The organism is Clostridium sp. 1001270J_160509_D11, assembly GCF_015667935.1.
GTDB lineage: Bacteria > Bacillota > Clostridia > Peptostreptococcales > Peptostreptococcaceae > Intestinibacter.
On the sequence record NZ_JADPET010000001.1, the window covers coordinates 61,929 to 73,961 of the forward strand.

A 12,033-nucleotide genomic window follows, 5' to 3' on the forward strand; every position below is an offset into this window, starting at 1 on the left:
TATGACAAAAAACAAAAAAATCATATCTTTATTTTTAGCGTTTGTAATGCTAATATCAAGCGGTATATTTACTGCTAATGTGCATGCGGCACCAGCAAGACCTACAGTTTATGCACATGCATACACTATTATGGACGCTAATTCGGGAGAAATAATCATGTCTGAGCAGGGAAATAAGCGTATCTATCCTGCGAGTACAGTAAAGTTATTGACTGCAATAGTTGCAATTGAAAATTGCAGTTTATCAAAGAGGATAACAGTAAAACAATCTACTATAGATAAGATTGATGCAGATACGACATCAGCAAATCTAAAAGCGGGTTATTCGTACACTTTGGAAGAACTTTTAAACATGCTTTTAGTTTATTCAGCAGGTGATGCGGCTGAAATTATTGCAGAGGCAGTTGGAGGAAGTAGCGCACAATTTGTCAATATGATGAATAGAAAAGCTAAAGCACTTGGAATGAATAATTCTTATTTTGACAATGCTATTGGAATGGACTGGCATGCAAATCCAAATATTTATTCGACGGCAAACGATATTGCGAAATTGACAAGATACGCTATGACAAACGACACAATTAGAGAAATCGTTAAAAAGCCACAATATGTGATAAAAAACTACTATAATGGACAATCAAAGACATTACTTGCATCAAATAACTTCTTAAGAAATTATAGCTATTCTAAGAATTTATTCACGATAATAGGTTCAAAAACAGGTACAACTGACAAAGCTGGATATGCATTAGCTACAACAGCGAAAGATAGCTCAGGAAGAGAAGTGATCTGTTCATTTTTCGGTAAAAGTACTCGTACGCAAATGTTCCAAGATATAAACAAATTACTGACTTATACTTTTAATAATTATAAAACTATTTTGCAAAGAAGTTTTTATGATATTAGATATTCATCATCAAAAGCTGTTATAAATCAATACTTGGCAAATGGAGTTTTAACTATGACTTCTACAGGAAAGTTCTCAGGGAGTGAACAAGTAAGCAAGTATGAATTTGTAAATACGACAAATAAAGCTTTAAAAACATCATATACGACAAGTAATACATCAGAAAAAATGACATTATTAGGTGTCGCAAACTTATTTAAAGATTATAACAATAAAGAATATAGTGAAACTGTGAAAAACAAATATAAAACAGTATTCAAAAATTTAAATTCAACTGATTTTAATAATATGGTACATTTATACGAATTAAATGTATTACCACATAATTATCAGTACAATGTAAATTCAAAGATTTCTAGGGAAGAGATGGTACTACTATTAAGTAAAATGCCGAAAAAAGTAGCATCTTTAAAAACATTCCCGACATTCACAGTAAATACGATAAACCCAACATCGACAACGATAACAGGGAAAGGACTAGCGACTGCAACGGTAAGAGCGTATGTAAACGGAAGACAAATTGGAAACAGTGCAACTGTGAATTCTTATGGAAATTACAAAATAACAATACCAAAGCAAGCAGCAGGGGCGAAGGTAACTGTGAAGATGAGTAAAACAGGATACACAGAAGTGTCGAAAGATGTAGCGGTGACATTAAACACATTTACTACATTCACAGTAAATACGATAAACCCAACATCGACAACGATAACAGGGAAAGGGCTAGCAACTGCAACGGTAAGAGCGTATGTAAACGGAAGACAAGTTGGAAACAGTGCAACTGTGAATTCTTATGGAAACTACAAAATAACAATACCGAAGCAAGCAGCAGGAGCGAAGGTAACTGTGAAGATGAGTAAAACAGGATACACAGAAGTGTCGAAAGATGTAGCGGTGACATTAAACACATTTACTACATTCACAGTAAATACGATAAACCCGACATCGACAACAATAACAGGTAAAGGGCTAGCGACTGCAACGGTAAGAGCGTATGTAAATGGTAGACAAATTGGAAACAGTGCAACTGTGAATTCTTATGGAAATTACAAAATAACAATACCGAAGCAAGCAGCAGGAGCGAAAGTAACTGTGAAGATGAGTAAAACAGGATACACAGATATATTAAAAGTTATATCAGTATCGTTAAACACATTCCCGACATTCACAGTCAACACAATAAGATATACTTCGACAACGATAACAGGTAAAGGTCTGAAAACAGCGACAGTAAGAGCGTATGTAAACGGAAGACAAATCGGGAAAACTGTAACTGTGGATGCTTATGGAAACTACAAAATAGTAATTCCAAAGCAAAGAGCAAAAACAAAAGTTGTCATCAATATGAGTAAAACTGGATATACAACAACATCAAAAACTATAGTTGTTAAATAAATTTAATATTTTAGAGTAGTTTATAGAGAAAAAAGGAATACGCAATTGTATTCCTTTTTTTGTGCAAATTTTAAAATTTTCTAAACATAAATTTTGTCCTTTTTTGTGTGAATTATCACGCGGGAAACGAGGAATTTCTCCATTATAGTCCTTTTTTGAATGTAAATATGTTTTTGTTGTAAAACGGGGTACTTGTATGTCGAAAATAAAAATATACAAATCGAATGATAGGATTATTTGACGTACGGTTTATGATATTTGGGTCTTATTAAGGTGATACAATATAATTAAGAGGGGGATCACAAAAAATCAAGGGGGGGTACGTATGAAAAGGAATTTTGCAAGTTGGACTATTTCGATATTATCTTTTGTAATGATGTTTAGTTTTACAGGTTGCTCTCAAAATCAACAATTAGATGATGCAAAAGCAGCCGAAAAAAATGAAATTGTGGAATCTCAAAAAACATCAAACAAAACACTGAAGAAACCAGTCGTAAATTATGCTACGTTAAAAGTGGACAAGAATCAGGCGATAAGTGGAGACAAGGTGAAGGTGAGCGTTAAGATAAAAGACGAAGATGATATGCAAAGTGCATACATTTATTATTTGTCAGGAATGACGGACAATCTTCAGATGATCGAGCTTAATTATAATGAAAAAACAAAGTATTATGAGGGGTATATTGAGATTTTAGATAGCAGTGAATCTGGAACTTGGAAGGTTGAAAGCATATTAACTGTCGATAAAAGAAATCGTACGACAAATACCTACAACTCACTTACAGTAAACGACACTACTTTAGAAAATAGACAAGATTTGTCGAGTGGTGATTTTACAGTTAGTAATACAAATCCAGAATACAACGCACCAAAAATAGACATGTCTACATTAAAAGTAAGCCAAAAAAGCGCTAAATTAGGAGACAAAATCAAGATAAGTATTAAGATTACAGACGAAACATCAATTCAAAAAGCAATAATAGTATATAAAAAGCCACAATCAAACAAAAGTGAAACAATTCAACTAACTTATAACGAAAAAACAAACATGATGGAAGGATATTACACTGTCAGCGAGACAAGCGAAAGTGGAATTTGGAAAATTAATTACATAATTGCCCACGATACAAACTACAACTCACGAACTATAAATTGTGATTGGGGCGATGAAAACGATTTGAAGTATTTTGTAAATGGTGATTTTACAGTTGAGGAAATTGAGGAATAATAGATAATTTTTAATAATCGAAAGCGGGAGAAGAGAGATCCCCGCTTTTGTTTTGCTAAAATAATAAATTTTATAAATAGCGAAAATAATAAATCTGTAAATAGCTTATAAATTTCACAACATAGTATGTCTAAATTAGTGTATACTATATACAATGACTAGAAGGAGAATTTACATATGAACTTAGCAATAGAAAAATATAAAAAAATAAGACAAGCCCAAGCAAATGGAGCGAGAACGATAGACGATTTAAAAAGAATGACTGATATAGTTATAGAAAATGATGACGAAGCAAAAGAAATGGAAGCAGTGTTAAAAAATGCATGTAAATGTAGAAATGTGTCTGTAGAAGAAGTTGCACAAGCCGTTAGAAATGGAGCAGACACAGTAGAAAAAGTTACAGCAGCAACTGGTGCTGGAGCAGATTGTGACAAATGTAAAGGTGGAGTACTTCAAAGTATCATAAAAAATAGAGGATAATATACAAACGAGTTTATTTATTATAAAATCATTACAAATTGGACAATAGGAGGACGACATGCCACAAATAAAAGTAAGAGGAATTAACGAAAACGACATTTGTAAAATAAGCGAAAAAATGGTCGATGAATTAGTAGAGGCAGTAAAATGCCCAAGAGATTATTTTGAGATAGAATGTATAAAATCTGTTGCTATAAGAGATGGCAAAATAGCAGATGTATACCCATTTGTTGAGGTTGCTTGGTTTGATAGAGGTCAAGAAATTCAAGACATAGTTGCCAAAATAATAACTAATAACATAAGAGAAAATCTAAATATAGAAAGCATGGATCTTGCTTTTACAGTTTTTGAAAAAGAGAAGTATTACGAAAATGGAGAGCATTTCTAGATAGAAAATAGCAATAGGAAAACCACATCTTGGGACTTAGGATGTGGTTTTTTAATTTCCAACCTATTAACTAAAGCAACGGAATCTTTGATTCGTTGGCGCCATGAGCAAAGCGAATTAACTTTAGCTAGTTTATGAGATATTATCTTCAAAATGGAAATACCTTAGGTGATTTGCTTTCTAAGAAGAAATATATTTAATAATGTATAAGATGCAGTATGTATTTTATTAAAACTAATAAATTTCCTCGATATAAGTTTTGTTTGTCGTAATATAATAGCCTGATTTTAATTTATACATATTTGTGTCATTTCTCTCGACCAAATCGACTATTGTAAATATATCTCCGGCTTTTGCCACCCCAGCAATGCTTGAGGTTTTAAAATCTGGGTATTTTCTATAGTTTACGTCTTTTTTGACTTTTATCATCTTTGGCAGGGGAGAAGTTGAGCTATTTTTTATGTAGTCAGGAGAGGTGCAGTTGATGATATTATCAAGAGTGATTTTGCCTGACTTTAAGTTATGGCAATCAGTTTTAAATTGTGTCATTTTATGGGGATTTTTGACCATATAAATTGGGCACAGTTTGTAAGCTTTTCCGACGACATCGGTGTGGGTAATGATGTCAGTCTTGCAGTCAAGCCCCTTATACTGGCACAACCACGCGCACAAGTGGACCATGCTTTTGTAGGTTTCGTCGGTATAGTGATTGTCCTCACCTGTTGTGGCGACTTCGATTGCGATGGCGTACTTATTGGCGCTGTTGGTCGCATAACATTGCTCGCTAGTTGGGATTAATTGAAAAATTGTTCCGTCGAGGTCGATAACATAGTGGGATGAGGCATAGACATATTTCCCGTTGACCTTGTACCCATTTGCGACAACATTGTTAAAATATGACACAGTTCGCCAGCCTTCCACATCAGCCTGACCAGTATAGTGAATAGCAATTTTCTTTGTGATAAGAGTAGTACCCGGTCTGCCAAATCTATTTCTTTTTTGCCATTTTTCGATTATTTTCGGTTTGCTGAGCATAATTTACCTCCTTTATATATGTAGATTTATATATTCATATTTATATGATTATATTTATAATAAATATATTTATTTTAGGTACAATTTTTACTTTGCCTAAAAAGGGATTTCATCATTTTCAGCGAGCTCTGTGACGCTTGGAACTGTGGAAGATGGTGTAATTGCAAAGGGTGGAGCAGTCGCAGTTTTAGGTGTTTGACTTATGTTGCTGGAATTTTTACTTGAGGCTAAATCACCAACTAAATTAGATTTAGAAGTTGAATCAGATGTAGAAAGTAAAGATTCAGAAGCAGTAGCATTAGCAGGGATTGAGTTATTTATGCCAGAATTATTCTCATCACTAGATCTATTTGGTGAGTGTAGTTTTGTTATAGTATTTGCGACTACTTTGGCGAAAGTCTTGTTATTTCCGTCAGAATCAACATATCTATCTATATGTAGACTGCCATCGACTGAAACTAGACAACCTTTTTCGATATAAGTCGCACAGTATTCTGCCTTTTTGCCCCAAATTTCAACAGGGATAAAGTCAGTAACGACTTGGCTATCTTTTCTATAACTGCGGTTTATTGCTAGCGTAATCTTTGAAATTGCAACACCTGTGTTAAAAAATCTAAGTTCTGGATCAGCTGTCAGCCTTCCTATTAATATAACTGAATTCATAAAAATACCTCCTTACAAATTTTTATAATAATTAAATTTTGAAAAGTTAAAGAGTTTTAACAAAAACTGCCCTGTTCGTATGTTGGCTCGTACCCAAAGTCTTTTTGAAGTTCTAGCTCGCCTTTTGTGAAAAATCTCTTTCTTTCTGATTTGAACTCTAAAAGGGCGCGTTTTTTGATTATGCCGGTGATTCTGTTTTTTAGGATGAGCGCATGGGTAAACGGCTTGCCATCTTCACGCGTCGTCTTAAAGATATAGTCTGCCAAGTTGGGTATTTCGCTTGCACCTGAGATTTCAAAAACGTGCGGCTCTCTATTCATAAGCGAGCTTTTGTTGGAATGGGCGACTAAAATGACGACGAGATTGTACTTTTTTGCTAGGTTTTTCAATGCTTTTACAGCTATGATTTGTTTTTCGTATTTGTCAGAACCGCTGCACTCTAGAGTCATCAAGTTGTCCAAAATAAATAATTTGACATTTTTCTTAATCGCCAAGTACTCAATCGCATTTGCCAGATTTATCTCGTCGGCCCTTGCCTCTTTGGAGTAAATAAATAATTTGTCCTTGGTCCAGTTGCTAATCATCTCAAAACCTTCATCACTAAGGCGCACATATTGACCGAAATTGTTGGTACAAATCGACAAATGTTTAGTATTTGCAACAGTTTTTGCAAACCACTCCATAATCATTTGGTAAGTAAGCTCGCCGGAATACAAAAATCCATTGAACCCTAAACTGAGCGCATTCGCCAAAATCTGATTTAAAAATGTACTCTTACCAGAACCAGGCTCACCAGTCACAACAGTAAGTGTGCCAAAGTTAAGCCCGCCGCCAGTAACATTGTCAATTGATCTAAATCCAGTTTCAATCGCACCTGAATTCTCAGTTTTGAGCGAAATTGTAGATGCATCAATAAACAAATCATTGACATTAGTACACTCCAAAAGCGTTGATTTTAGCTCATCTGTGAAGTTTATTAAGGCGCTTGTATCCATAGATTGAATATTTGTTCCGGCTTGTAAAAGCATATTGTGGATATAGCGTTTCATAGCGAGGTTCTTCACAATTTTCATGTAGTAGATGATGTTGTCAGCAGTCGGAACAATGGTGATAAGGCTCGAAATATAAGCAACACCGCCGATTTCGTCGAGAGTTTTGTCATTTTTCAACTCATTTGAAAGAATTATAAGGTCAATTTCCAAGTCAGAATCAGACAATTTTTTCATACACTTGTAGATGATTTTGTGCTTATCGAGATAAAAATCACTACTAGATAAATTTACCTCATTACCCTCAGAGATAGACTTAGGCTCGATTAGAATTGCACCCAGAATACTTTGTTCAGCCTCGATATTGTAAAGCTCCATAAAAATTCCCCCTTTAAGATTAAATAATCACAAATAAGATTAAATACTAAAATAAGACTAAATACTCACAAATTAAAATTTAAATGTCTTCAAAACCAACAAGAGAATAAGAACCATAGATGCTGTTTATAACTATTGAATTTTCAACGTTTTTTGAATTATGACTAGATACAAAATTATCCCTGCGATTAGATATAAAACCATTACGATTAGCCCCAAAGCCGTCTTTACAGTTAGATGAATAGTCACTGTGATTATACCCAAAGTCGTCTTTGTAGTTAGTCGCAAAACTACTGCGATTATATCCAAATCTATCCTTGCAGTTAGGCACAAAATCACTGTGATTATCTAAAAAACTGTTGTGGCTGTTATCGAAATTAGGCATAAATTTATTTTCTTCGTAGTTTTTTCGGCAAATTAAGCGGTCGTATTGCTTTCTAAGATTGCTCGGATTAAGGATTTGGCAACTCCAAAAAGCACTTTTTGTATGAACCCACTTGATTAATTCAGACACCTCTTTTAGATCTCTATGGTCAAAATTTAAAATTGCATCAAAAGTTCTAGCCCAGTTTCTCATATTAGGCATTTTGAAGTTAGGGTTATTTTTTCGAATGAGACTTAAAAGCAAATCTGATAACGATTTAGACGGATTTCCCTTTTTCGCGCGTATGTCTGATATAGTAGATTTATTTAGTAGATTAATCTTTTGGTCAGGTTTTTGAACCGGGATGTTTGGTTTTTGGTCCGGAACATTTGGTTTTTGAACCGATGGGTTCGGTTTTAAATCAACAGGGTTGGCGCAAGAATGCGCTCTATTTTCACTCAGTTTTAAATCATCAAAATCAGAAGAAATCGAATTTTCGTTGCATAAAAAATCATTATCGTCCCAATTTTCGCTATGATCATATGGAAAATTATCATCTTCAAAATCATATTCATTGATACAGTTACAAAGTTCTATGTTATTCATTGAATAAATAGAATCATCATCAAAATACGACATATTTTTATTATAAGTAGGATAGTTTTTATAAGATAAATTTATAAGTTTTGAATAGTTTTTGCCAAGTGCAAAGTATGAATATGTGCCAGAATTGTATACAGTTGTTTTTTTCAGAATTTCAGCGTCACAAAGTCTGCGAAGTCTTCTATAGATGGCATCTTTTTTAACATTTAAGATAGGAAATTCGTCAGTGATAGCCTCGTAAGATACCCAATAATATTTATCGCCTTTAAGTGTTTTTGTAATCATTTTACCAGAGTTTTTAAAATCAGTAAACCATCTCAATATGGCTAAATCACCCATAGAAAGCCCAAGTTCACATGCTCCTTTTTGAAGAAATCCCATTACTGTATATCTCATAAATTACATCCTCCTTATAAAAATAAATTTCTCCCAATTAAAAAATAGATAAACTCCCCCAGATTGTGGGGGAGGGGTGCTTTGGGGGAAGCACCTAATTAGTAGGTTTTAATTATAAAATAGAGTTTACGCCTTATTGTTTTGTAGCTTTAAGATTAATTATGTTATTTGAAAGCTTGTTGATGCTATCTGTCAGGGTTTCCAGCTTACTTTCAAGCCTAATTAGTAGATAAATCGACACAGCAACTGGAAAACCGACATTAGCAATTAAAGTTTCAATAATCTCCATATAGTGACATTCCTAAAGAACTAAGTCATATTCTGTCGTATCAGTAGTGACAATTTTAGCCTTAACAGCCTCAACAAATGCATAATCATTTTTCTTAAAGATGTTTTTTTCTACGATAAGCTCCATAGTTGTCTTGATTTCAGTTTCGGTAATGTTGTCTTTTGGATCGTCTATAGAGATGCTGACGTTTTTACCGACTGAATTTTTAAATACCATTACGAGTTTTTTTGTCTCTGTCATAAAAATTCTCCTTTCTTTTTATAGTGGGGAAGTCGAAGTGACTTCCAAAGTGAAAATTATTCAGATAAAGTAGAGTTGTCTAATCTGACTATGTTGTAGACTTCGTGTTTTTGCAGTGCAGCAATTGCATTTGCAACATCTAATACGTTTTGATTAGTTGCAGCAGGGTCCACAAAACCAAAAGTTTTAGTAGCTTTGATTTGTTTTGAATTTTGGTCAAGCCCTTTATCCAAATATAACTTCAATGATGATAAATTTTTAGTCGCTATAACTGCCATAAGTTAACCTCCTTTGTAAAAAATTTATGAAATTATAGCCTAGTATAAAAGATAAGCTATAAAACCAAAGCAAATTTATAGAGTGTTGGGTTTATTATTTATAGATAGTTTAATTTACTATTTTGTTTTAACTTATAAAACTTATAATTTGTATAATTAAGCATTTTGTTTAAACTTTTTATGAGTTATCTAATTAAGCGTTTTGTTGAAAAATGCTCTTTCTATCATAAGTTTTATATCATGTTGTCTTCTTACTTTAATAATAGCCAAAGTGATACTACACTTTCCAATAAAACACTTGAAAAAAATAAATTGTTCAAAAAGTTTTTTCAAAAGTTGAGGAAAATATTTAATAAAAATACTGTAAAAATTTATTTTTTTATATCAAATAAAAGCAAAATTATATGAAAAATGTAGTAATTTTAAGCAATACAAAGAAATATAATGTCGTGAAAATATATTGCGGTAATCGAACATATGTACTATACTATGAAATATAGACATACAAAATAGACTAAGAATTATAAAATATACAAGTATAAATACAGACTCAAAATGGCGGACAGTAAATAGTTAAGTATTTTTGATTTATGAAAGGTAGGGGTAGGCTTATGGATAGCGAAAATAAGAATATAGCTGAGTTTGATTATGATTATAAAAAGATCGTACCGCCGCGATTACACCGTTTTTATGAGATTATAGGAAAAGAAAAATACGAAGAAGTGTTAGAAGTATATGGAGGCAATCCACTTTATTTAAACCAAAAAGAAAGCTATGAAAGAGAGCTGAGAAATTGGAATATTTACAAAGATTATAAAAATGGCATGGAGTATTTTGACCTTACGTCAAAGTATAAGTTGAGTGTAACGACAATTAGAAATATTACAGCACAATGTCAAAAAAAAGAGAAAAACGGAAATAATGAAGAAAAATGACTACTGGGTTAAAAATAATAGTGAAAAATGACAAAATTAAACACAAACCAGATAATATATAATTTCCTTAGAATTGAAAAAGCCAACAACTTGCATATAACAAGCTGTTGGCTTATATAATAACTACCTTAACTTAATCTAAATCTAAATAATAATCCTCTTCATCCCACAAGCTGACATTATAGCAAGCATAAGCCTCATCTATTATTTTCCCCGAATATTTATTATTCGAAGATTCATACTGACTATAATGGCTAGCGAGTTGGGAGACATAGTCGCTTTGATCTGTTTGATCTTCAGATTTTTCTTCTGATTTAGTATCAGATTCGTCTGTCAGTGATTTGAATGTAAAATCACATAGTTTTTTTAATAACCCTTTCACTTAATAATTCTCCTTTGTATTTGAAATTTCCCTCATACATATTATTATATAACAAAATTTTGTCATAAAATGTAAAAACTTCTGCATATAGCAATTTAGTTTATCATAAATTTTATAAAATTTATACCCAATTTTTTATTTAGATTGAAAATTTTAGAAAAAAGTAATAAACTAAGTAAGGAAGAAACATTTAGAGGGGGTAAAATAATGAAATATAATACTATTTACGAACTAAATGAAAGGGGTAGAGCGACGATTTGCCCGCAATGCAAAAATGAAGACATAGCGGATGATGCAAATTATTGCGAAATTTGCGGTGCATCTTTAATAAATAGATGCACAAATACAGAGTGCAACACTATCGGAAGTGGAAAGGCGAGATTCTGTAAAGAGTGCGGAAGTGAGACAGAATTTGGGAAAAGAGGTTATCTAAAACCTTGGAATACTGAAGGCGAAATAGAAATAATAGACGAGATTGTAGAAGATGAAATAGAAATAAATATGGACGAATTAGAAGATAATGAAGAAAACATGGTAGAAATCGAAATTGCGCATGATGATGAGTTCGACAATGAAGAAGACGAAGCGCCAGAAATCGACCATAGCATTTTAGGTGATTTTGGAGCTGTATACAGCCAAGATGACGACGAAGAAAATGACGAAAACGAGGAAACTTATGATAGATTCCAAGAGTTCAGTTATAAAGGTGGAGACGAATTTTTCGAGATATTCTAAAATATATATTTAAAATATGACGTATCAAGTCGAATGTATAAAATACAGCGCGTGATATGACAAATAACGATATATTACATAGCCCATGTCGATATGATACATAATTAAATAAATAAAAAAACTACTCACATATATAAATATGGGGGTAGTTTTTTTATTTTAAGCAATGTACGAAGTCGCCCACTCATGAACGAAGTGAATTTCAAGCAACGTACAAAGCTGCGGCCGATTTTAACCAAATCAACCCCTTGTAGGATTATAAAAATACCCCTATTATGGTATAATCTAAATAAAACGAAAAGGAGTTGAGAATATGAGAGGATTACTAGATCCAAAGATGGATTTCGT

Annotated in this window: 14 protein-coding genes; 6 read left to right on the forward strand and 8 right to left on the reverse strand. The window is 32.8% G+C overall.

Going from position 1 to position 12,033, the window contains the following annotated elements:
• Position 1: 1 nt before the first annotated feature.
• From I4U58_RS00320 to I4U58_RS00335, 4 genes are all read left to right on the forward strand, one after another.
• Complete coding sequence (locus tag I4U58_RS00320; protein WP_195928802.1) at positions 2-2,302, forward strand: Ig-like domain-containing protein; 2,301 nt, start codon at positions 2-4, stop codon at positions 2,300-2,302.
• 325 nt (positions 2,303-2,627) lie between these two features.
• Positions 2,628-3,530, forward strand: coding sequence for a hypothetical protein (locus I4U58_RS00325; RefSeq protein ID WP_195928804.1), 903 nt, complete (start codon positions 2,628-2,630; stop codon positions 3,528-3,530).
• Positions 3,531-3,707: 177 nt separating this feature from the next.
• Entirely contained in the window at positions 3,708-4,010 is a 303-nt protein-coding gene (locus I4U58_RS00330) for a (2Fe-2S)-binding protein (protein ID WP_195928806.1), read from the forward strand.
• 58 nt (positions 4,011-4,068) lie between these two features.
• Entirely contained in the window at positions 4,069-4,398 is a 330-nt protein-coding gene (locus tag I4U58_RS00335) for a DUF1904 domain-containing protein (protein ID WP_195928808.1), read from the forward strand.
• 234 nt (positions 4,399-4,632) lie between these two features.
• On the opposite strand, the gene I4U58_RS00340 is transcribed toward I4U58_RS00335, so the two are convergent.
• The 7 genes from I4U58_RS00340 to I4U58_RS00370 all read right to left on the reverse strand — a co-directional run bounded on the left by I4U58_RS00340 (position 4,633) and on the right by I4U58_RS00370 (position 9,633).
• Positions 4,633-5,433 (reverse strand): N-acetylmuramoyl-L-alanine amidase, encoded by an 801-nt coding sequence (locus tag I4U58_RS00340; protein ID WP_195928810.1) that lies wholly within the window; start codon positions 5,431-5,433, stop codon positions 4,633-4,635.
• A 96-nt stretch (positions 5,434-5,529) separates the two neighbouring features.
• Positions 5,530-6,096, reverse strand: coding sequence for a single-stranded DNA-binding protein (locus tag I4U58_RS00345; RefSeq protein ID WP_195928812.1), 567 nt, complete (start codon positions 6,094-6,096; stop codon positions 5,530-5,532).
• Between the two features lie 56 nt (positions 6,097-6,152).
• Entirely contained in the window at positions 6,153-7,463 is a 1,311-nt protein-coding gene (locus I4U58_RS00350) for a DnaB-like helicase N-terminal domain-containing protein (RefSeq protein WP_195928814.1), read from the reverse strand.
• A gap of 79 nt (positions 7,464-7,542) precedes the next feature.
• Complete coding sequence (locus tag I4U58_RS00355; RefSeq protein ID WP_195928816.1) at positions 7,543-8,826, reverse strand: hypothetical protein; 1,284 nt, start codon at positions 8,824-8,826, stop codon at positions 7,543-7,545.
• Between the two features lie 133 nt (positions 8,827-8,959).
• Positions 8,960-9,115 (reverse strand): YvrJ family protein, encoded by a 156-nt coding sequence (locus I4U58_RS00360; RefSeq protein ID WP_195928818.1) that lies wholly within the window; start codon positions 9,113-9,115, stop codon positions 8,960-8,962.
• Positions 9,116-9,127: 12 nt separating this feature from the next.
• Positions 9,128-9,355, reverse strand: a complete 228-nt coding sequence (locus I4U58_RS00365; protein WP_195928819.1) for a DUF2922 domain-containing protein — start codon at positions 9,353-9,355, stop codon at positions 9,128-9,130.
• Between the two features lie 56 nt (positions 9,356-9,411).
• Positions 9,412-9,633 carry a DUF1659 domain-containing protein gene (locus I4U58_RS00370; RefSeq protein WP_195928821.1) on the reverse strand — a complete coding sequence of 74 codons (222 nt, stop codon included), beginning with the start codon at positions 9,631-9,633 and terminating at the stop codon, positions 9,412-9,414.
• A gap of 611 nt (positions 9,634-10,244) precedes the next feature.
• Between I4U58_RS00370 and I4U58_RS00375 the strand changes: the two genes are divergently transcribed.
• Positions 10,245-10,568 carry a Mor transcription activator family protein gene (locus tag I4U58_RS00375; RefSeq protein WP_195928823.1) on the forward strand — a complete coding sequence of 108 codons (324 nt, stop codon included), beginning with the start codon at positions 10,245-10,247 and terminating at the stop codon, positions 10,566-10,568.
• A gap of 133 nt (positions 10,569-10,701) precedes the next feature.
• On the opposite strand, the gene I4U58_RS00380 is transcribed toward I4U58_RS00375, so the two are convergent.
• Positions 10,702-10,950: a hypothetical protein gene (locus I4U58_RS00380; RefSeq protein ID WP_195928825.1), complete on the reverse strand. Its 249-nt coding sequence runs from the start codon at positions 10,948-10,950 to the stop codon at positions 10,702-10,704.
• Between the two features lie 207 nt (positions 10,951-11,157).
• On the opposite strand from I4U58_RS00380, the gene I4U58_RS00385 reads away from it, so the two are divergent.
• On the forward strand, positions 11,158-11,685 hold the full coding sequence (locus I4U58_RS00385) for a zinc ribbon domain-containing protein (protein ID WP_195928827.1): 528 nt from the start codon (positions 11,158-11,160) through the stop codon (positions 11,683-11,685).
• Positions 11,686-12,033: the final 348 nt, after the last annotated feature.